The organism is Pseudarthrobacter cremeus (assembly GCF_051857465.1).
In the GTDB taxonomy this organism is placed as follows: Bacteria; Actinomycetota; Actinomycetes; order Actinomycetales; family Micrococcaceae; genus Arthrobacter.
Genome location: NZ_JBPZHC010000007.1, coordinates 241,746 through 261,966 on the forward strand (window position 1 = coordinate 241,746; position 20,221 = coordinate 261,966).

The 20,221-nt window shown below is 64.7% G+C and carries 17 protein-coding genes and 1 pseudogene; 6 read left to right on the forward strand and 12 right to left on the reverse strand.

The window, feature by feature from the left end; genetic code table 11:
• Positions 1 to 29: 29 nt before the first annotated feature.
• The 7 genes from cmk to ACS5PJ_RS14850 form a co-directional block, all read right to left on the reverse strand.
• Entirely contained in the window at positions 30 to 743 is a 714-nt protein-coding gene (gene cmk, locus ACS5PJ_RS14820; protein WP_439435622.1) for a (d)CMP kinase, read from the reverse strand.
• The gene (locus tag ACS5PJ_RS14825) at positions 743 to 1,852 is read right to left on the reverse strand and encodes a prephenate dehydrogenase (protein WP_439435623.1); all 1,110 of its coding nucleotides are present in this window, start codon (positions 1,850 to 1,852) and stop codon (positions 743 to 745) included. The genes cmk and ACS5PJ_RS14825 overlap by 1 nt, the downstream gene beginning before the upstream one ends.
• Positions 1,853 to 1,855: 3 nt before the next feature.
• Positions 1,856 to 3,145, reverse strand: coding sequence for a pseudouridine synthase (locus ACS5PJ_RS14830; protein WP_439435624.1), 1,290 nt, complete (start codon positions 3,143 to 3,145; stop codon positions 1,856 to 1,858).
• 109 nt (positions 3,146 to 3,254) lie between these two features.
• Positions 3,255 to 3,917, reverse strand: coding sequence for an SMC-Scp complex subunit ScpB (scpB, locus tag ACS5PJ_RS14835; RefSeq protein WP_439435625.1), 663 nt, complete (start codon positions 3,915 to 3,917; stop codon positions 3,255 to 3,257).
• Positions 3,914 to 4,726 carry a segregation and condensation protein A gene (locus tag ACS5PJ_RS14840; RefSeq protein WP_439435626.1) on the reverse strand — a complete coding sequence of 271 codons (813 nt, stop codon included), beginning with the start codon at positions 4,724 to 4,726 and terminating at the stop codon, positions 3,914 to 3,916. The genes scpB and ACS5PJ_RS14840 overlap by 4 nt, the downstream gene beginning before the upstream one ends.
• A 7-nt stretch (positions 4,727 to 4,733) precedes the next feature.
• A complete protein-coding gene (locus ACS5PJ_RS14845; RefSeq protein ID WP_439435655.1) occupies positions 4,734 to 5,633 on the reverse strand; it encodes a ParA family protein in 900 nt (299 codons plus the stop codon).
• 240 nt (positions 5,634 to 5,873) lie between these two features.
• A complete protein-coding gene (locus ACS5PJ_RS14850; protein WP_439435627.1) occupies positions 5,874 to 7,220 on the reverse strand; it encodes a cation:dicarboxylate symporter family transporter in 1,347 nt (448 codons plus the stop codon).
• 141 nt (positions 7,221 to 7,361) lie between these two features.
• On the opposite strand from ACS5PJ_RS14850, the gene ACS5PJ_RS14855 reads away from it, so the two are divergent.
• Positions 7,362 to 9,002 carry a sensor histidine kinase gene (locus tag ACS5PJ_RS14855; protein ID WP_439435628.1) on the forward strand — a complete coding sequence of 547 codons (1,641 nt, stop codon included), beginning with the start codon at positions 7,362 to 7,364 and terminating at the stop codon, positions 9,000 to 9,002.
• The gene (locus ACS5PJ_RS14860) at positions 8,999 to 9,712 is read left to right on the forward strand and encodes a response regulator (RefSeq protein WP_439435629.1); all 714 of its coding nucleotides are present in this window, start codon (positions 8,999 to 9,001) and stop codon (positions 9,710 to 9,712) included. The genes ACS5PJ_RS14855 and ACS5PJ_RS14860 overlap by 4 nt, the downstream gene beginning before the upstream one ends.
• Before the next feature lies 1 nt (position 9,713).
• Here the strand turns inward: ACS5PJ_RS14860 and ACS5PJ_RS14865 are convergent, their stop codons facing one another.
• Positions 9,714 to 11,774 carry a propionyl-CoA synthetase gene (locus tag ACS5PJ_RS14865; protein WP_439435630.1) on the reverse strand — a complete coding sequence of 687 codons (2,061 nt, stop codon included), beginning with the start codon at positions 11,772 to 11,774 and terminating at the stop codon, positions 9,714 to 9,716.
• Positions 11,775 to 11,802: 28 nt separating this feature from the next.
• Between ACS5PJ_RS14865 and ACS5PJ_RS14870 the strand changes: the two are divergent.
• The 4 genes and pseudogenes from ACS5PJ_RS14870 to ACS5PJ_RS14885 all read left to right on the forward strand — a co-directional run.
• Positions 11,803 to 12,458, forward strand: a pseudogene (locus ACS5PJ_RS14870) (GntR family transcriptional regulator); the annotation flags it as partial.
• The gene (locus ACS5PJ_RS14875) at positions 12,454 to 13,974 is read left to right on the forward strand and encodes an MmgE/PrpD family protein (protein ID WP_439435631.1); all 1,521 of its coding nucleotides are present in this window, start codon (positions 12,454 to 12,456) and stop codon (positions 13,972 to 13,974) included. The pseudogene ACS5PJ_RS14870 and the gene ACS5PJ_RS14875, both read left to right, overlap by 5 nt.
• Positions 13,975 to 14,880 carry a methylisocitrate lyase gene (gene prpB, locus ACS5PJ_RS14880; RefSeq protein ID WP_439435632.1) on the forward strand — a complete coding sequence of 302 codons (906 nt, stop codon included), beginning with the start codon at positions 13,975 to 13,977 and terminating at the stop codon, positions 14,878 to 14,880.
• Between the two features lie 65 nt (positions 14,881 to 14,945).
• The gene (locus tag ACS5PJ_RS14885; protein WP_439435633.1) at positions 14,946 to 16,085 is read left to right on the forward strand and encodes a bifunctional 2-methylcitrate synthase/citrate synthase; all 1,140 of its coding nucleotides are present in this window, start codon (positions 14,946 to 14,948) and stop codon (positions 16,083 to 16,085) included.
• Positions 16,086 to 16,292: 207 nt separating this feature from the next.
• Here the strand turns inward: ACS5PJ_RS14885 and ACS5PJ_RS14890 are convergent, their stop codons facing one another.
• From ACS5PJ_RS14890 to pyrG, 4 genes are read right to left on the reverse strand one after another with little or no spacing between them, the layout of a single operon-like run.
• A complete protein-coding gene (locus tag ACS5PJ_RS14890) occupies positions 16,293 to 16,778 on the reverse strand; it encodes an 8-oxo-dGTP diphosphatase (RefSeq protein WP_439435634.1) in 486 nt (161 codons plus the stop codon).
• A 2-nt stretch (positions 16,779 to 16,780) separates the two neighbouring features.
• The gene (gene xerD / locus ACS5PJ_RS14895) at positions 16,781 to 17,785 is read right to left on the reverse strand and encodes a site-specific tyrosine recombinase XerD (protein WP_439435635.1); all 1,005 of its coding nucleotides are present in this window, start codon (positions 17,783 to 17,785) and stop codon (positions 16,781 to 16,783) included.
• Positions 17,785 to 18,447, reverse strand: a complete 663-nt coding sequence (locus ACS5PJ_RS14900; protein ID WP_439435636.1) for an NUDIX domain-containing protein — start codon at positions 18,445 to 18,447, stop codon at positions 17,785 to 17,787. The genes xerD and ACS5PJ_RS14900 overlap by 1 nt, the downstream gene beginning before the upstream one ends.
• A gap of 26 nt (positions 18,448 to 18,473) precedes the next feature.
• Positions 18,474 to 20,219, reverse strand: coding sequence for a CTP synthase (gene pyrG / locus ACS5PJ_RS14905; protein WP_439435637.1), 1,746 nt, complete (start codon positions 20,217 to 20,219; stop codon positions 18,474 to 18,476).
• Positions 20,220 to 20,221 lie beyond the last annotated feature (2 nt).

Below are 20,221 nucleotides of genomic sequence, written 5' to 3' on the forward strand. Positions count from 1 at the left end.
TCCAGCCGGACGGCAGTTTTGCTCCGCCGTCAGTCACGGTTCAGCACCTTTGTCACAATGACGAGGGCGGCATCCACGGTTTCCGCGAAGTCCAGGTCGGAAGAATCCAGGGTGACCACACCATCGGCGGCCCGGGTGAAGTTCACCACCGTGGAATCCTTCGCATCGCGCTGGGTAACCTGGGCGGCCAGTTGCTCCGCGTCCTGGGTGCCTCCCAGCTGGATGCCGCGGCGGCGAAGCCGGGCTTCTTCGCTGGCGGTGAGCAGCATCCGCACCTCTGCGCCGGGCGCGACGACGGTAGTGATGTCCCGGCCCTCCACCACCATGCGGCGGTGGTGCTTTTCGATCAACGCACGTTGCCGCCGGATGAGTTCGGTCCGCGCGCCGAGGGTTGTTGCCACTGCGCTGACGGCCGAGGAGATCGCAGGTTCGCGGATGGCGTCAGTCACGTCTGCCCCGTCCACCCGCACGTATTCCTCCTGGGGACTGGTGCTCAGTTCCAGGACAAGGTCCCTGGCCGCCTGCTCTACAGAGGCGGCGTCGCTGAGATTGATTCCGTTGGTGACGCAGAACCAGGTGAGCGCCCGGTACATCGCCCCGGTGTCCAGATAGGCCAGGTGCAGCCGGCGGGCCACTTCCCTGCTGACGCTGGACTTCCCGGATCCGGAAGGCCCGTCGATAGCCACCACGAGCGGCCTGCCGACGCGAAGGGCAGGAAGAGTGTCAAGAAGTTCCTGTGTCATTACTGGAGTACCCGCCATCCGCGGTCGTTGAGTGCTTCGATCAGGTGGTCATGCTTGTTCGGCAGCACTGAGAGTTCCACCATGCCCACGTTGTGGCCCGAGGAATGGTCCAGGCGCAGGTCCTCCACGTTGACGCCGATCTCACCGATCTCGGTCAGGAGCCTGGCGATCTGGCCCGGCTTGTCGTCAACAAGGACGGTCAGCCACGAGTAGGCCTGCGGAGGGCCACCGTGCTTGCCAGGGATCCGGGCCTGTCCCGCATTACCCTCGCTGATCAGTTGCGCCAAATCAAGCCGGGCCCCCGGCGCCGCGGGGTCCTCCAAGGTGCCGATGAGCCGGTTAAGGTCCTCCCGGACACCGTAGAGGATTTCCACGACTTTCCGGGCGTTGCCGCCCAGGATCTGGACCCACAGGGTGGGGTCGCTGGCTGCAATCCGGGTAACATCCCGCAGGCCGTTCCCGGCGAGGGACAGCGCGTGAAGGGGAGTTCCCTGGAGGCGGCTGGCCAACAGGGAGGACATCACCTGGGGCAGGTGCGAAACCAACGCCACTGCCTCGTCGTGTTCTTCCGGGCTGAACTGCGCAACAACGGCTCCGAGGTCCGTTGCCAGCGACCGCGCCGTCTGGACAGCGGTTTCTGACGATTCAGGGCCGGGACAGACTACCCACGGCATGGAGGTGAAAAGCTCACCACGGGCAGCGACTGGTCCGGACTTTTCGCGTCCGGCCATCGGGTGGGTGCCCACGTACCGGGTGAGGTCCACCCGGCGGCTGCGCAGCTCTGCCAAAATAGCGGCCTTGACACTGGCGATGTCCACCACGACTGAATCGGGGTAGTCGGCCAGGGCCTTTGCCACGACATCGGCAGTCACGTCTGGTGGTGCTGCCACCACCACGAGCTCGGGCGCCTCGTCACCGAGGTGCCCCAGCGGCTGGCCTGCACCGATATCGACGGCGACGGCCTGGTTGGTGGGCGAAGGGTCAGAGAGGAACACCGGCACGCCGCGTCCCCGCAGGCCGAGCCCGATGCTGGCACCGAGCAGGCCGGTGCCAATCACCACCACCGGGCCGTTGAGGTGTCCACGCCCATGCGAGCGGAATGCGGACATGCCTCAGAGTCCTACGGATGCCAGCAGGTGGCCGACTTCCTGCTTGCCAAGGTTGCGGATGCTGCCCTGGCGCTGGTCACCCAGCCCGATGGGACCCACCTTGACGCGCACCAGGCGCAGGACGGGGAAGCCAACGGCGTCGAAAAGCCGCCGGACAATCCGGTTCTTGCCGGAGTGCAGGACTACCTCAATCAGCACGTGACCCGGTGTGGAGTCCACAAGTTTAAAGGAGTCAACGGACGCGATGCCGTCCTCGAGTTCCACACCTTCGCGCAGCTGCGCGCCGATTCCCTGCGGGAACGGGCCACGGACCTGGACCAGGTAGGTCTTGGGGACTTCATAGGACGGGTGGGTCAGCCGGTTGGCCAGCTCGCCGTCGTTCGTCAGAAGCAGCAGGCCCTCGGTGGCGACGTCCAGCCGGCCAACGTGGAAGAGCCGCTCGCCCTGGTGGGTCTTCCGCACAAAATCACTGATGCAGGGACGGCCGTCCGGGTCCTCCATGGTGGAGACAACACCCTTGGGCTTGTTGAAGACCATGTAGACGAGGTTGTCATCAAGCTGGATGCGCAGGCCATCGACGTGGATGACGGCTGTCTTGGGGTCAACCCGGACACCGAGCTCGGTGACCACCTGGCCGTCGACTTCGACCCGGCCCTCGGAAATCATTTCCTCGCAGACGCGGCGCGAGGCCACGCCGGCCTGTGCCATGACCTTCTGCAGCCGGATACCGTCGGCATCGTGCATTTCGGACTGCGGAACGTCGCCCCGCGGGCCGCGTTTGCGTGACGGTTTGCGTACCGGGCCAAGATTCTGCCCGAACCGCTCGCTGCCGAAAGCGCGCGATGCCGCCGCCCCGGGCCTGGCCGAGCGCGGCTTGGGCTTGAGGGCACCGGGAGTTCCGGGCTCCTTTTTGGCGCCCGGCTTGCGGGCTGCAGGCTTCCGTGAGGACGGTCCGGCGGCCTTCCTCTCGGATCCGTCGCGGCCGGCCGGCGGTGCGGGGGTGTCGCCGGGATCGACGAACGGCTCCTCGCGGGGCCTCGGGGCCTTGTACGGACGGTCGCCGTACGGCCGCTCTCCGCCGCCGCCGAATCCGGCGTTGCGCTTGCCTGCGCCGGCGCCGGCGCGGAATCCGCCGCCTTGTGCCGGGCTGCGGCTGGCAGATGCACTGCGGCCGGCAGATGCACTGCGGCTGGCAGATGCACTGCGGCTGGCGCCGCCTTGTCCTGCATTGCGTTCTGAACTGTTGCGTCCCGAACTGTTACGTGGTGAACCCTGGCGTCCCGCCTGTGTCATGACCCGTCCTTCGATATGTTGGCCGGCAAGTTGTCCAACAACAACCCTAGCCAGCCATGCAGAATTTATCTGCCCTTATGAATACTCTTGTGCGCAGGCGGTTGCCCGCCTACATTCTGTCGGCGTCGTAGAACTCCGCAATGCCCTCAAGCCCCGGAAGATGGGGTGAGAGCTGCGGCAGTTCCGCCACTGAGCCGATTCCCATCCGTTCCAGAAAATACGATGTGGTCCGGTAGAGGATGGCTCCCGACTCGGGATCGGTACCCGAATCCTCGATCAGCCCGCGCTGGACCAATGTCCGCACGACCGAATCGACGTTAACTCCTCGAATTGCAGAGACCCTGGCTCTGGAGACAGGTTGCCGGTAGGCGATGACAGCCAGTGTTTCCAGCGCTGCCTGCGTGAGCCTGGCCGTCTGTCCCTCCAGCACGAACTTTCCGACGATGTCGGCGAACTCTGTGCGCGAGTAGATCCGCCAGCCACCGGCGATGTTCCGCAATTCAAAACCCCGGGGGCTGGCACTGAAACCAGCATCGCTGGCTTCGTCCATGTCCGGGGCTTTAACAGTATAGCCGCTATACTCCCGCTGCAGTTCCGCCAGTAGCTCTTCGACGACGGGGACCGTCAGGTTCAGGCCTGCGGCGAGTTCGGTTGCCGATGCCGGCTGGTCCAGCACCATGAGCACAGCCTCAAGCGCGGATTTGGCACCTCCCGGAAGGTCATGCAGGTCCACAGACGCCTCCCCCGCGGGGTCCGGAGTGTCGTTGGTCACGGTTGCTCCTCGTATTCTTCGCTCAGGTTTTCTGTCGACCAGTCCTGCCCGTCCGCAGTCCAGTGCACGGTGAGGTCGCCCAACGGCGAAATCTGGTCAAAGGACACCGCTTTGTCGCGGAACATTTCCAGCAAGGCCAGGAATCTGGCCACCACCACAAGGGTGGACCCGGCGTCGGCTATCAAGGCCCGGAACGAGAGCGGCCTTCCAAGCTGAAGCCTCAGACCCAGGATTTCGGCCTGCTCCTTCACACTGACGGTACCGCCGTGCAAGTGGGCAAGACCTACCTCGGTTGGCGCTGGCGTCTTTGGCTTCAGGGCGGCGTCGGCCAGCCGGGCGAACTGGTGCGGTGAGTGCTTCCACACCAGTTCCGGAAGCATGGCGGCGAAGTGCTCCTCCATAGCCACCTGCCGGGGAAACCGTTGGGCTTCCTGCTCGAGGGTCTCTGCCATCAGTCCGGCCACGTGTTTGAACGCCCTGTACTGGAGAAGCCTGGCGAAGAGAAGATCCCGCGCTTCGAGCAGGGCGATGTCTTCGTCATCCTCCACTTCGCCCGCCGGTAGGAGCCTGGCTGCTTTCAGGTCCAGGAGCGTGGCCGCAATGACCAGGAATTCGCTTGCCTCGTCCAGAGCCCAGTCCTCACCCAGCTTCTGGAGATTCCGGATGTACTTGATGAACTCATCCGTGACGGTGGCGATTGCCACCTCGGTGATGTCCAGCTGGTGCTTCGCGATCAGGCCAAGAAGGAGGTCGAACGGCCCTGTGAAGTTGGCCAGCCGCACTTCAAAGCCGGGTTTGGACTCGGCCACGGCGTGGTTAGGGCGCGCCGCCGCGGGAAATCAGCTCTTTGGCCAGGCGGCGGTAGGCGTCGGCCCCGATGTGGTTGCCCGCATACGTGGTGATGGGCTCAGCAGCGACGGTGGCGTCGGCGAACTTGATGGAACGCTTGATGACGGTCTCAAAGACTTTGTCGCCGAAGGCTTCCACCAGCCGGGTGATGACTTCGCGGCTGTGCAGGGTGCGGGCGTCGTACATAGTGGCAAGGACCCCGTCCACCTGGAGCCGGGGGTTCAGCCGGTCCTGGACTTTGTCGATGGTCTCAACCAGGAGGGCAACGGCGCGAAGGGCAAAGAACTCGCAGATCAGCGGAATGATGACGCCGTGGGCGGCGGTCAGCGCATTGACGGTCAGCAGGCCAAGCGAGGGCTGGCAGTCGATGAGGACGACGTCGTAATCGTCCTCCACTTTCTTCAGGGCCCGGTCCAGGACCTGCTCGCGGGCAACCTCATTGACCAGCTGCACCTCGGCGGCCGACAAGTCGATATTTGCCGGCAGCAGGTCCACGTTTTCGACGCCGGTGTGGTGGATGGCATCCCGGATGTCCACCTTGCGGTCCATCAGCACGTTGTAAACCGTCAAGTCCAGTTCGTGCGGATTGATGCCCAGGCCGGCCGAGAGCGCGCCCTGCGGATCGAAGTCCACCAGCAGTACCTTCCGGCCATATTCGGCCAGAGCTGCTGCGAGGTTGATGGTGGACGTGGTTTTGCCGACGCCACCCTTCTGGTTGACCATGGCAATGACGCGCGCCGGACCGTGGGAGGACAGCGGCGCGGGTTCCGGGAATTCGCGGTACGGACGCCCCGTGGGTCCCATCACGGCGTCTTCCAGGTCGAGTTCCGTGCCCTCCAGAGTTGCCGAACCCTGTTCGCTGCTCACGTATCTATCCACACTTTCGATGACGGTGATTTCCTGCCGCTGACTGACCAGCGCCGTTCCTTCTTCCACCCAAGGCTACAGGTCCCGACACGGTAATCGAGGGAACTTGACTTTCCCCGGATGTTGAGCCTTGACCTTCTGGTTGAGGTCGAAGGTTGGGTACGCAAACAGAAAACCGCCCCCTCAGCCGGGGCTGAGCGGGCGGTTCCTTCTTGCTGTCAAGCCTTCCGGACTGTTGCGCTAGACGGTTGCGGCAACCGGCTTGGTTTCGGCACTGTGGTCCATGGCCTCGCCGTGACCGGCGATCATGGTCTGCTCGTCGAACGGAATCTCACCGGAGAGAACGCGGTCCACCTGCTGGCCGTCGATCTCCTTGACCCAGGTCCCGATCAGCAGGGTGGCAACGGCGTTGCCTGTGAAGTTGGTCAGGGCACGGGCCTCGGACATAAAGCGGTCGATGCCGACGATCATGCCCACGCCGCCCAGGAGCTCGGGCTTGTGCGCTTGCAGACCGGCTGCCAGCGTTGCCAGGCCTGCACCGGTCACACCGGCAGCGCCCTTGGAAGCAATGATCATGAAGATCAGCAGGGACACCTGGGCGCCAAGGTCCAGTGGCGTGCCCATGGCATTGGCCACGAACAGCGAAGCCATGGTCAGGTAGATGGCCGTGCCGTCCAGGTTGAAGGAGTAGCCCGTGGGGACGGTGACGCCGACAACCGGCTTGGAAACTCCCAGGTGCTCCATCTTGGCGATGAGGCGGGGAAGGGCAGCTTCGGAGGAGGAGGTGGAGAAGATCAGGAGGTACTCGCGGGCCAGGTACTTCATGAGCTTGAAGATGTTGACGCCGGTTACAACCTTAAGCAGGCCGCCCAGGATGACGATGATAAACAGGGCGCACGTGATGTAGAAGGCGGCCATCAGGGTAAACATGCTCACGATTGCCTGGACGCCGGTAGCTCCCACGACGGCGGCAATGGCACCGAAGGCACCCACCGGGGCAAGCCACATGATCATGATCAGGATGCGGAAAACGAGAACCTGGCCGTGGCCGATGGCCCGAAGGATCGGAGCGGCCTGGGGGCCCATCTTCTGGAGGGCGAAACCGACGAGGATGGCGGCGAAGAGCGTGGGCAGGACGGGGATGTCGGACGGGATGATTCCGAGCAGGAAGTCCACGGTGCTGTCCGTGGCCGCCTTCTTGTTGGGATCGTAGGGCGCCAGCTTGAGGCCTTCGCCCGGGTGGATCAGGTTGCCTACCACCAGGCCGATGGCCAGGGCGAAGGTGGACATGACCAGGAAGTACCCGAGGGCCAGGCCTCCGACCTTGCCCACGGTGGCGGCCTTGGCGATGGAACCGATGCCCAGGACGATGGTGCAGAAGATGATCGGCGCGATCATCATCTTGATGAGCTTGATGAACCCGTCACCGAGGGGCTTGAGGGATTTGCCGACCTCGGGGAACAGCAGACCGACAACCGCACCCAGGATAACGGCGACGATAACGGCGATGTAGAGGTAATGGGATTTGTCGAGTCCCTTGCGGGCGGCCTTGGCCGGCGCTGCTGACTCTCCTCGTTGAGAGGCCATGATGTGTCTCCTTTATGGATAATCTGGTAGACGCTGCGGCACAGTCTCTGGGCTCATCGCGTCGGTCCGTTGTGATATCCATCATTAGGTACGCCGTGACCTGGCTCACCGTTGCGTTCATATTGGTCGTGGAAGGTACTGATGATCCACCGCTGGAGTATCGCCCGAAGGCTGTTTGTGGCCAACCTGCTGATCGTCGTGGCGTTCATAGCCATCGTCGGCACCGCCACCTTTGTTGACGCCCGCGACCGCGCCTACGACGAGGCCGGACGGCGCATGGCCGGGGTGGCGGCGGCAGTGGCCGCGAATCCCCTGGTACTTCAGGCAGCCGGCGAACAGGATCCGTCGGCCGTTCTGCAGCCTTATGCCCTGAAGGTCATGGACGGGGCCGGGGCCGATTTCGTCACCATCATGGCGCCGGACAGGACCCGCTGGACGCACCCGCGCAGCGAGGAACTTGGCAGGCCCTACATTGGCTCGATAGATGCCGCACTGCGTGGCGAAGTCTTCACGGAGGTCACCGCGGGAACCCTGGGACCATCGGTCAGGACCATCGTTCCCGTCATGGATCCGGCCGGCGCAGTCAAGGCCCTGGTTGCAGCCGGCGTCACCGTCCGGACTGTCGACGTCGCGTTCTCCAGCCGGCTGCCTGCACTGTTGGCCATCGGCTTTGCCCTGCTGGTGGGTGGGTCGCTGGCCTCCTGGATGCTGGGCCGCTACCTCCGCCGGGTTACCCGCGGCTGGGGTCCCGAGCAATTGGCCCAGCTTTTCGCTTACTACGAGTCGGTCCTCCATTCAGTACGGGAAGGGCTGATCCTCATCGACACCAAGGGGCGGGTGGTCATGTTCAACGACCAGGCGGCCGAGCTGCTGGGGCTGGCGGAACGGAGCAGCAACGATCCCACCCGGCCGCCTTCCCTGGCCGACCTCCCCCTGGATGACCAGTTACGTGGACTCTTCGAATCCGGACGGACCGCCCACGACGAGATCGTACTGACCGGATCCCGGATCCTGGTGGTCAACCAGGGCCCCGCCAAGGGGCCCGGAGTCCCTGGCTCGCGCGGTAAAACCCCGGTGTACGGAACGGTTGCCACCCTGCGCGACCGCACCGAGATTGAAGCCCTGGGCAGCGAACTGGAGACGATGCGGACACTCTCGGACGCACTGCGGGCGCAGACGCACGAGCACGCCAACCGGCTCCACACGATGGTTTCGCTGCTGGAGCTGGGCCGCACCGGTGAGGCGCTGGAATTTGCCACCAAGGACCTGGAGCTCAGCCAGCAGTTGACGGATGAGATGGTCAGTTCCGTCAATGAGCCGGTCCTCAGTGCCCTCATCATGGGGAAGGCAGCCGAAGCCAACGAACGCGGAGTGAAACTGACACTCGCCACCCAGGGATCGGCATCCGTTGCCGGCCTGGCAATCCAGGACCTTGTCACGATCCTTGGCAACCTCCTGGACAACGCCATCGACGCAGCGGCGGACGGTGCGGCACCCAGGAAGGTGGAGCTGACCGTGGAGTCGGATGCCGAGGGGCTGGACATCATCGTCAAGGATTCCGGCCCCGGGGTGGATCCCGCCGCCGTCGACGATATTTTCCGTCACGGCTTCAGCACCAAGGAGGCGGGCCCGTTCGGGCGCGGCATCGGACTGGCCCTCGTCCGGCAAGCAGTGCAGCGTCTGGACGGTACCATGACGATCACGGGCACGGACGGTGCGCAGTTCCATGTTTTCCTGCCCGCAGTCGAAACCGGCACCGACAATGAGGAGCAGTTCCAGTGAGCGATATCCGCGTCCTCGTTGTTGAGGACGAACCGGTGGCCTCCGCGGCGCACGCCGCCTATGTGGACAGGCTGCCGGGTTTCAAGCTCGCCGGAACGGCTCCGGATGGCCAGTCCGCACTACGCCTCCTGTCCGAGTTCCTCGCCTCCGGAGACCCTGTGGAGCTCGTCCTGCTCGACATGAACCTGCCCGATCTCCATGGACTCGACATCGCCCGCCGCATGCGCGCGGCAGGGATCCTGGCTGACATCATCGCCATCACCGCTGTCCGCGAACTGGCCATTGTCCGCAGTGCCGTCGCCATCGGCGTCGTCCAGTACCTGATCAAGCCCTTCACCTTCGCCACTTTCGCCGACAAACTCGGAAGCTACCGCCTGTTCCGCCAGCAGCTTGCCTCGCCGGAGCCAGGCAGCGGCAAGAAAGGAGCTTCCCAGAGCGAGGTGGACCAGGCGCTCGCGAGCCTTCGGGCGCCATCTGAACTGCCGTTGCCGAAAGGGCTCTCCGTCTCCACTCTCGGCTCGGTCCAGGACTTCCTGAAACGGCAGGCCGACGCCGTCTCGGCCACGGAGGTCATGACGGCATTGGGCATGTCCCGGGTTACTGCCCGGCGCTACCTTGAATACCTGGCCGACGCCGGGACCGTCTCGCGGACGCCGCGGTACGGCACTCCGGGCCGGCCCGAGAACGAATACCGCTGGAGCGGCCGCTGACTCAGTGCCCGGCGGCACCCGGGCGCAGGGTCCCGATCAATTGATCGATCACCCCGGCGTCCTCGATGGTGGACGGCACCACGTAATCCTCGCCGTCGGCAATCTGCCGCATGGTCTTGCGGAGGATCTTGCCCGAGCGGGTCTTCGGCAGGGCCTCCACCACAGCCACGTGTTTGAAGTCCGCAACAGCTCCGATGTCCCGGCGGACCAGCGCGATCAGGTCCTTGACCAGGATGTCTTCAGCCACCTCCACTCCTGACTTCAACACCACGTACCCGCTCGGCCGCTGGCCCTTCAGCGGATCCGCGAGCCCGATCACCGCGCACTCAGCCACGGCCGGGTGCTGCCCGATGACCTGCTCCATGGCGCCCGTGGACAGCCGGTGACCGGCAACGTTGATGATGTCGTCAGTACGGCCCATGACGAAAACGTAGCCGTCCTCGTCCCGGTAACCGGAGTCGCCCGTGGCGTAGTAGCCCTCGAAAGCCTGGAGGTAGGAGGAGACGTAGCGTTCGTCGTCGCCCCAGAGGGTGGTCAGCGTTCCTGGCGGCAACGGCAGCCCGAGCACGATGTTTCCTTCGGTTCCGGCTTCAACGTCCTCCCCCAGTCCGTCGACGATCTTGAGCTGGAACCCCGGCATCGGAACACTCGGCGAGCCTGCCTTGATGGGGAGCTGGTCAAGCCCGCGCGGGTTGGCGCAGATGGCCCAGCCCGTCTCGGTCTGCCACCAGTGGTCCACCACCGGCACGCCCAGGGATTGCGATGCCCAGTGGAAGGTGTCCGTATCCAGCCGCTCCCCCGCGGCAAAGAGCGTGCGCAGGCTGGAGATGTTGTAGTCCTGCAGGAGCTTCGCGTCGGGATCGGCTTTCCTGATGGCGCGCAGCGCCGTGGGGGCGGTAAAGAGCACGTTGACTTTGTGCTCGTCGATCACGCGCCAAAAAGCACCGGCGTCAGGAGTGCCCACCGGCTTTCCTTCATAAAGGACTGAGGTGGCGCCGGCCAACAGGGGTCCGTAGACGATGTAGGAGTGCCCCACTACCCAGCCGACGTCGGAGGCTGTCCACATCACGTCCCCGGGACCGATGTCATAGATGTTTTCCATGGTCCAGCTGAGCGCCACGGCATGGCCGCCGTTGTCCCGCACCACTCCCTTGGGGCTGCCGGTGGTTCCGGACGTGTAGAGGATGTAGAGCGGGTCCGTTGCTTTGACGTCGACGGGTGCCGCCGGCTCCGCGGAAGCCATCTCGGTATCCCAGTCCAGCCACCCGGCGTGGTCCGCGGTTGCAGAGGCGAATCCCTCCCGCGACCTGACAATCACCGGGAGGTCAGGTACTCCGGCCAGCTGCAGTGCTTCCGCAACCGCGGGAAGGTATTCGATCCGGCGGGAGGGCTCGATGCCGCCGGATGCCGTGACCACCAGCGCCGGAGCGGCGTCCCTGATGCGGGCCGCCAGTTCCTTGGGCGCAAAGCCGCCGAACACCACCGAATGCACCGCTCCCAGCCGTGCGGTGGCCAGCATCGCAATGGCGGCCTCGGGAATCATCGGCATGTAGATCACCACCCTGTCGCCCTTGCCCACTCCGTGGCCGCGAAGCACGCCGGCGAAGCGGGCCACCAGCCCGGTGAGTTCCGCATAGGTGAAACGTCGCTTGATGCCCAGCATCGCGGAATCGTAGATGAGCGCATCCTGGTCCCCGCGTCCGGCCTCCACATGCCGGTCAAGGGCGTTGTACGAAGTGTTAAGGACGCCGTTGGGAAACCACCGGAACAGCGGCGCCATGCTGGAGTCAACGGCCTGCTGCGGCGGTTCAACCCAGGAGATTTTGGCGGCAGCGTCCAGCCAGAAGTCCTCGGGGCCGGCCAGGCTCTGTGTGTAGCTGTTCTGATAGCTCTTGGTAACCATGAATGCATCCCGTCCACGACGTTGTGATGCGGCAATGCTAGCCCTTGGTAGGAGCTTTTCACAAGAGCTTTGTATACAAATTGCGCACAGCTGGGCGCTATGTGGGCCTGGTTCTGTTCTTTTGTCGATGCTGTGTATACACTGAGCGGAGCAACTCATGGCCAGCCAACCAATGAAGGAGGCAGTGATGCGAGCCAGCGACAAGGCCTACGCCGCACTGCGCGATGACATCATTGAATGGCGCCTTGCACCGGGTACCGTGCTGGCAGAGGTCGAACAGGCGGAACGCCTGGGAGTCTCACGCACTCCGCTTCGGGAGGCGCTGAGCCGGCTCAGCGCTGAGGGACTGACGACGGCGGCGGGCGGGCGCGGCGTCGTCGTCACCGACATCTCACTCGATGACATCGATGAAATGTTCGAACTGCGCGAAACCCTGGAGGGCAAGGCGGCGGCGCTGGCCGCCGAACGCGGCGAGCGCGCAGTGTTCGCCCAATTGCACGCGGACCTCCTCCGCGCGCCGGAACTCATCTCCGGCTCGGATCCCGCCCGGCACGAGTACTACGCCCTGGTGGCCAGGCTTGACGAGGCGATCGACTCGGCAATCTCCAATTCATACCTCGCGCAGGCGATGCGCAGCCTGCGCGTCCATCTGGTCCGGGTACGCCGCCTCGCGGCGGACGACACCCTCCGCCTCCACGCGGCAGCCCTTGAGCATGCGGCGATTGCCGAAGCCATTGCTGCCGGCAACGCCAAGCTCGCTGCGGCCGCCACCACCCTGCATCTGCACCGTAGCCTTTCCCACGTCAAAGCAACCCATACACCGCACTAAAGGAGCACCATGGTCAAGCTCAACCACGTCCGTGTCTACAAGAGCGAAGAGAACCTCCCCCGCGAGGACCAGTTGGCCCACAAGATCGCCGTTGTCGCCGCTGACCCGGTTGAGGTGACCCCTGAGGTCACCGAAATGGTGATCAACCGGGTCATCGACAACGCCTCTGTTGCCATCGCCTCGCTGAACCGTGGCCCCATCGTGGCGGCCCGGGCGCAGGCGCTGACGCATTCGCCGACCACCAACGGCAAGGGCGCGAGCGTCTTCGGCATCACTGACAAGGTTTCCCCCGAGTGGGGCGCGTGGGCCAACGGCGTCGCCGTCCGCGAACTGGACTACCACGACACCTTCCTTGCCGCCGAGTACTCCCACCCCGGTGACAACATCCCGCCGATCCTGGCCGTGGCGCAGCACGTCGGCGCGGGGGGCAAGGACCTGATCCGGGGCATCGCCACCGGCTACGAGATCCAGGTCAACCTGGTGAAGGCCATCTGCCTGCACAAGCACAAGATCGACCATGTGGCGCACCTCGGCCCGTCCGCCGCCGCCGGCATTGGCACCCTCCTGGGCCTCGACGTCGAAACCATTTTCCAGTCGGTGGGCCAGGCACTGCACACCACCACCGCCACGCGTCAGTCCCGCAAGGGCGAAATCTCCACCTGGAAGGCCCACGCCCCAGCCTTCGCCGGCAAGATGGCCGTCGAAGCCGCCGACCGCGCCATGCGCGGCCAGACCTCGCCTGTGCCGATCTACGAGGGTGAAGACGGTTTCATCGCCTGGATGCTGGATGGCCCCGACGCCTCCTACGAGGTCCCGCTCCCCGAAGCCGGCGAGGCCAAACGCGCCATCATGGACACCTACACCAAGGAACATTCAGCCGAATACCAGGCCCAGGCCTGGATCGATCTGGCCCGGAAACTCCACAGGGAACACCCGGAAACCACAGATGCGGCCAAGGTGAAATCGGTCCTGATCAAGACCAGCCACCACACGCATTACGTGATCGGTTCCGGCGCCAACGACCCGCAGAAATACAGCCCCACCGCCAGCCGCGAAACCCTGGACCACTCGATCCCGTACATTTTCACCGTGGCGCTGCAGGACGGTTCCTGGCACCACGTTGATTCCTACTCCCCCGAACGTGCAGGCCGGCCTGACACCGTGGAGCTGTGGCACAAGGTCACCACGGAGGAGGATCCGGAATGGACGCGCCGGTACCACTCGCTGGACATCGCTGAAAAGGCCTTCGGCGGATCAGTGGAGATCACGCTCAACGACGGCACGCTCATCACGGACCAGATCGCCGTCGCCGATGCCCACCCGCTCGGCGCCCGCCCGTTCGCGCGGCACCAGTACCTCACCAAGTTCCGCACCCTGGCTGCGGGCCTGGTGGAAGAACAGGAGATTGAGCGGTTCCTCGCAGCTGCCGAAGGCCTGGCCGATCTTGGTCCGGGCGAGCTGGACCAGCTGAACATCACGGCAGCCCCCGGCGTCATCGACCTCAACAACGCACCCCAGGGGCTGTTCTAAATGCTCTACTCAAACACCACGCCCGAACAGAAAAGGATCCGCCTCCGCGAACTCCTGGCCTCCGGCACCATCGCGCAGTTCCCGGGCGCCTTCAGCCCGCTCTCAGCCCGGCTGATCGAAGAAAAAGGATTCGCCGGTGTCTACATCTCCGGCGCCGTCCTGGCCAACGACCTTGGCCTGCCGGACATCGGCCTGACCACGCTCACCGAAGTGGCCACCCGCGCAGGGCAGATCGCCCGGATGACTGACCTGCCCTGCCTGGTGGATGCGGACACCGGCTTCGGCGAGCCCATGAACGTTGCCCGCAGCATCCAGGAACTGGAAAACGCGGGATTGGCCGGCTGCCACATCGAGGACCAGTTCAACCCGAAGCGCTGCGGCCACCTGGACGGCAAGAACGTGGTGGACCTGGACACCGCCACCAAACGCATCCGGGCCGCAGCAGACGCCCGCCGTGACCCGAACTTCCTTATCATGGCAAGGACGGACATCCGCGCCACGGACGGTCTGGAAGCGGCACAGTCTCGGGCGAAGGCATTGGTGGAGGCCGGGGCTGACGCTATCTTCCCGGAGGCAATGCGGGACCTCAGTGAGTTCCAGGCCATCCGCGATGCCGTGGACGTGCCGGTCCTGGCCAACATGACCGAGTTCGGCAAGAGTGACCTCTTCACGGTGGAACAGCTCGCCGGCGTCGGGGTCAACATGGTGATTTATCCGGTGACGCTGCTCCGTAGTGCCATGGGGGCCGCGGAGCGTACGCTGGAATCGATCAAGGCAGACGGAACACAGGAGGCGCAGGTCTCAAACATGCTGACCCGTGCGCGGTTGTACGACCTCGTTGACTATGAGGCCTACAACCGCTTCGACACCGGGGTGTTCAATTTCCAGATCCCCGGAACCAACTGACCAACCACACCCACAGCTCCGGCTCCGGCCGGCACAACAGGCGACAGGAACAAAGGAGTTTCAGCATGGCTGAACAGGACATCAAAAAAGGTCTCGCCGGCGTCGTGGTGGACTACACCTCCGTCTCGAAGGTCAACCCCGACACCAATTCCCTGCTGTACCGGGGGTATCCGGTGCAGGAACTTGCCGCACGGTGCAGTTTTGAGGAAGTGGCGTACCTGCTGTGGAACGGCGAGTTGCCCACCGTGGAGCAGCTGGCGGAGTTTACGGCGCGTGAACGGGCCGGGCGTGCCCTGGACCCGGTGGTGAAGCAGGTCATCGACGCGCTGCCCACAAGCTCGCACCCGATGGATGTGTGCCGGACTGCGGCTTCGGTCATGGGTGCGCGGCACCCGCTGGCGGAGGACTCTTCGCGTGAGGCGAACATGGCCAAGGCAGTGGACCTCTTTGCGGCGATGCCGGCGGTGGTGTCCTATGACCAGCGCCGACGCCACGGGCAGGAAGCCGTGGAACCCAGGGATGACCTGGGGTACTCGGCCAACTTCCTCTGGATGGCTTTTGGTGAGGAACAGGTGCCGGAAGTCGTCGAGGCCTTCAACGTCTCGATGATCCTTTATGCCGAGCACTCCTTCAACGCCTCCACCTTCACGGCCCGCGTTATCACGTCCACGCTTTCGGACCTGCACTCAGCGGTCACCGGAGCCATCGGCGCACTGAAGGGTCCGCTGCACGGCGGAGCCAACGAGGCCGTCATGCACACCTTCGACGAGATCGGGATCCGGTCCGAGGAGTCACTCGACGAGGCCGCTGCCCGCGCGAAAACCTGGATGGAGGACGCCCTTGCCCACAAGAAGAAGGTCATGGGCTTCGGCCACCGCGTCTACAAGCACGGTGACTCCCGCGTCCCTACCATGAAGGCCGCCCTGGACAAGATGATCGCCCACTACGGCCGGCCGGAACTGCTGGGCCTGTACAACGGCCTGGAATCCGCCATGGAAGAGGCCAAGGCCATCAAGCCCAACCTCGACTACCCTGCCGGTCCCACGTACCACCTCATGGGCTTCGATACGCAGACGTTCACTCCCCTGTTCGTCGCCAGCCGCATCACCGGCTGGACGGCGCACATCATGGAGCAGCTCGATTCCAATTCGCTGATCCGCCCGCTGAGCGAATACAACGGCGTTGAGGAGCGGCACGTCCCCTGACCGGACGGAAACGAACGACGGCGGGACAACCAACGGCGGGCCGGTCACCTAAGGTGACCGGCCCGCCGTCGTCGGCGCCCTTCGCGGAAGGATCCGGGGTCCTGGGGTAACCGCAACGCGGGGTCACTTGTGGCCCGATGATCGAGGTTTATCGGGCCAAAAGTGACCCCGCGTTGCCAATGGTGGGCTTTGCCGGAGTCCGTTGCCTCAGAGGTTTGAGTAGTCCAGCACTTCACGCACGGTTTCATTGTCGCCATTCAGGACCACGGTGAGGCGCAGCACGGTTCCGTTCAGTGCCAACGGCAGCCAGTGCGCCGCGTCCTGCCACATCTGCTCCACCGGCAAGGCTTCGACGTCGAACCACTCCGGCAGGATCTCGGCACTTTCGGCCGGTTCCCCGGCCCAGCGGGCAGCGACGAACAGCCGGGTGCTCATGTTCCATTCGGGGCGGGCCGGAAAGTCGAAGGTGACCACGCCGGCGTCGCGGAGGTCTTCCTGCAGGACCACCACGCCGGATTCCTCCTGGACTTCACGGCAGGCGGCCTCGGCGTCGGATTCGCCCGGTTCCACATGGCCGCCCAGGCCTACTACTTTGCCCCGGCCGAAACCGGTCTTCTTCAGCCCCAGCAGGACCTGCTGCACACCGTCGAACTCGCGGGTCAGGAAGCACAGCGTCACGGGAACCCCGGCCATGGCTAGCCCAACGCCCGGGGGTGGGCGGCGGCGTAGATCTCACGGAGGGTATCTGCCGTGACCAGAGTGTAGACCTGCGTGGTGGTGACCGAGGCGTGGCCCAGCAGTTCCTGCACCACGCGGACATCCGCGCCGCCCTCGAGCAGGTGGGTCGCAAAGGAATGCCGCAGGGTGTGCGGGGAGACGTCCTTGGTGATGTCGGCTTTGTCCGCCGCCGCCTTCAGGATGGTCCAGGCGCTTTGGCGGCTGATTCTTCCGCCCCGGGCATTCAGGAACAGCGCGGGCGTGCCTTTGCCCTTCGCCGCCAGCAACGGACGGCCGCGTACCAGATAGGCGTCCAGTGCCCGCGCCCCGTAGGATCCGAGCGGCACGAGCCGTTCCTTTGAGCCCTTGCCGAACAGGCGGACGATCGCCGGACCGGATTCAGGTTCCTGCAGGGAAATATCGTCAACGTCCAGGCCCACGGCTTCACTGATCCGCGCGCCGGTGGAGTAGAGGAACTCCAGGAGGGCCCGGTCCCGAAGGCCTGTGGCCGTATCCGTTCCCGCTGCCTCAAGGATCCTGGTGACTTCGCCCACGCTGATGGCCTTGGGCAGTCTCTTGCCGGGTAGCGGCGGGTGGACGTCGCTGGCCGGGTCTGTGGTGGTCACGCCCTCAAGGGCCCAGAATTTGTGCAGTCCCCTGACCGCCACCACGGTCCTGGCCGCGGACCTGACACCAAGGGCCGTGCCGCCGTCGGATCCGTCTGTGAGGGCCATGACGTAGCCGGTCACGTGGTGGCGGGTGATCTGGTCCGGGGCCCGGCAGCCCTGGGCTGCGAGGTAACGGGAGTACCGGGACAGGTCGCGGCGATAGGCCGAGAGTGTGTTCAGTGCCAGCCCCCGTTCGACGCCCATGTGCTGGAGGTACTCAGTGATGGCGCGGTCGATGGCGGAAGGCGGCGTTGCCGGCGTCGCCGCGTCAGGCGCGGCTGCTGGGGAGGCCCCGGCGACAGGTTCCGCGGACATCAGCGCTGGCTGGGGTGCGCGGGCCAGGGCGCATCCGCGGGGCGCAGCCCGGAAAACCCGTCAGCGCGTGCTGCTGCGGCAGCAAGGATTCCGACGACGGCGGACGGGTTGTGCAGGCGGCCGGCCAGAACCGACGCCACCGCATCGTCAAGGCTGATCCAGTGGAATTCGATCTCGGCTTCCTCGTCGGTACGCTCGTGCCGCTGGTGGTGCGGGACCTCGGTGAGGTCGCGGGCAAGGTAGATCCGGATGGCTTCGCTGGAGGAGCCCGGTGAATTGAAGAAGTCAGCCAGGACGTTCCATTGTGCGGCTGCCAGGTCCGCCTCTTCGGCAAGTTCGCGGGCAGCGCCGACGACGAAATCCTCACCCTCCACGTCCAGGAGGCCGGCCGGGATTTCCCACAGATCCATGCCCACGGGGTGGCGGTACTGCTTGATGAGCAGCACCTCTCCGGCTTCGTTCATGGGCAGGACGGCCACAGCGCCGGGATGGTCGATGTAGTCACGGGTCAACGCCTCGCCGGACTCGCTGAGCTTGAAGCTGTCACTGACGACGTCCCAGATGCGGCCTTCATAGACCTTTTCCGTGGACAGAAGACGGCGCGGGCTCGGTGCATCCGAAACCCTCCGCGCAGCAGAGGGGGTTTCAGGAATTCCGGGCATCGCGCCGTCCTCAGGTTCGTCGTTGATTACTTGGCGGCAACCGTGCGTACGGGCTTGATGGCCAGCACATCCTGTGCGTTCTGGTGGTCCAGGGCGGCCTTGACCAGGCCGGCGAACAGCGGGTGCGGCCGGGTGGGACGCGAGCTGAGTTCCGGATGCGCCTGGGTGGCTACGTAGTACGGGTGGACCTCGCGCGGCAGCTCGACGTATTCGACGAGCTTGCCGTCAGGTGAGGTTCCCGAGAAGACGAGGCCCTGGGCCGCGATCTGGTCGCGGTACTTGTTGTTGACCTCGTAGCGGTGGCGGTGCCGTTCGCTGACCTCGGTGGTGCCGTAGGTCTCCGCGATGACGGAGCCTTCATCCAGCTTGGCCTCGTAAAGTCCAAGGCGCATGGTGCCGCCGAGATCGCCCTTACCCTCGACGATGTCCAGCTGCTCTTCCATGGTGGCGATGACCGGGTACTTGGAATCCGGCTCGAATTCGCTGGAGGATGCACCCTCAAGGCCCACCACATTCCGGGCGTATTCGATCACCATGCACTGCAGGCCCAGGCACAGGCCCAGGACAGGCAACTTGGTTTCGCGCGCATACTTCAGGGCGCCCAGCTTGCCCTCGAGGCCTCGGATGCCGAAGCCGCCCGGCACGCAGATGGCGTCAACGCCATCCAGGGACGCGACGGCGCCCTCGTGGGTTTCGCATTCGTCGGACGGCACCCAACGGATCTTGACCTTGGTTTCGTTGGCGAATCCGCCGGCGCGGAGGGCCTCGGTGACGGAAAGGTAGGCGTCCGGCAGGTCGATGTACTTGCCCACCAGCGCGATTTCGACATGGTGCTTGGGGTTGTGGACTGCCTCGAGCAGCCTGTCCCAGCTGGTCCAGTCAACATCCTTGAACGGCAGGTCCAGGGCGCGGACGATGTAGGAGTCCAGGCCCTGGGTGTGCAGGGTCTTGGGGATGTCGTAGATGCTCGGGGCATCCGGGCAGCCGATGACCGCTTCGATGTCGACGTCGCACATACGGCCGATTTTGGCGCGCATGGGCTCGGGGACTTCGCGGTCCGAACGGATCACGATGGCCTCAGGCTGGATGCCGATGGAGCGCAGGGCGGCCACGGAGTGCTGCGTCGGCTTGGTCTTCAGTTCCTGCGACGGTCCGATGTACGGGACCAGGGAGACATGGACGAAGAACACGTTGCCGCGGCCGATGTCCTGGCGGACCTGGCGGGCTGACTCGAGGAAGGGCTGCGACTCAATGTCGCCCACGGTGCCGCCGATTTCGGTGATGATGACGTCCGGCGCGTTCTTGCCCTCGGCGGGCAGCCGCATGCGGCGTTTGATTTCGTCAGTGATGTGCGGGATGACCTGAACGGTGTCCCCAAGATACTCGCCACGGCGTTCTTTGGCGATCACCGTGGAGTAGACCTGCCCGGTGGTCACGTTTGCCGAGCCCTCAAGGTTTTCATCAAGGAAACGCTCGTAGTGCCCGATGTCCAGGTCCGTCTCGGCGCCGTCGTCGGTGACGAAGACCTCGCCGTGCTGGAAGGGGTTCATCGTGCCCGGATCCACGTTCAGATAGGGATCGAGCTTCTGCATAGTTACAGACAGGCCGCGTGCCCGCAGCAGGTGGCCGAGGCTTGAAGCCGTCAGTCCCTTACCGAGCGAGGACGCCACACCACCGGTTACGAAGATGTGTTTGGTCGTCTTGGATGAACCCGGGAACCGGGAATTTACACGGGAATTTGATCGCTGCACCACGGAATTTGAGCCTATCATCA

Coding starts and splice junctions, on each gene's coding strand:
- ACS5PJ_RS14850 (WP_439435627.1), bottom strand. CDS start 7,220: ATGGCCTCTCAACGAGGAGAGTCAGCAGCGCCGGCCAAGGCCGCCCGC.
- ACS5PJ_RS14890 (WP_439435634.1), bottom strand. CDS start 16,778: ATGGCCGGGGTTCCCGTGACGCTGTGCTTCCTGACCCGCGAGTTCGAC.
- prpB (WP_439435632.1), top strand. CDS start 13,975: ATGCTCTACTCAAACACCACGCCCGAACAGAAAAGGATCCGCCTCCGC.
- pyrG (WP_439435637.1), bottom strand. CDS start 20,219: ATGATAGGCTCAAATTCCGTGGTGCAGCGATCAAATTCCCGTGTAAAT.
- ACS5PJ_RS14875 (WP_439435631.1), top strand. CDS start 12,454: ATGGTCAAGCTCAACCACGTCCGTGTCTACAAGAGCGAAGAGAACCTC.
- cmk (WP_439435622.1), bottom strand. CDS start 743: ATGACACAGGAACTTCTTGACACTCTTCCTGCCCTTCGCGTCGGCAGG.
- ACS5PJ_RS14830 (WP_439435624.1), bottom strand. CDS start 3,145: ATGACACAGGCGGGACGCCAGGGTTCACCACGTAACAGTTCGGGACGC.
- xerD (WP_439435635.1), bottom strand. CDS start 17,785: ATGTCCGCGGAACCTGTCGCCGGGGCCTCCCCAGCAGCCGCGCCTGAC.
- ACS5PJ_RS14900 (WP_439435636.1), bottom strand. CDS start 18,447: ATGCCCGGAATTCCTGAAACCCCCTCTGCTGCGCGGAGGGTTTCGGAT.
- ACS5PJ_RS14865 (WP_439435630.1), bottom strand. CDS start 11,774: ATGAGTTGCTCCGCTCAGTGTATACACAGCATCGACAAAAGAACAGAA.
- ACS5PJ_RS14885 (WP_439435633.1), top strand. CDS start 14,946: ATGGCTGAACAGGACATCAAAAAAGGTCTCGCCGGCGTCGTGGTGGAC.
- ACS5PJ_RS14855 (WP_439435628.1), top strand. CDS start 7,362: ATGATCCACCGCTGGAGTATCGCCCGAAGGCTGTTTGTGGCCAACCTG.
- ACS5PJ_RS14825 (WP_439435623.1), bottom strand. CDS start 1,852: ATGTCCGCATTCCGCTCGCATGGGCGTGGACACCTCAACGGCCCGGTG.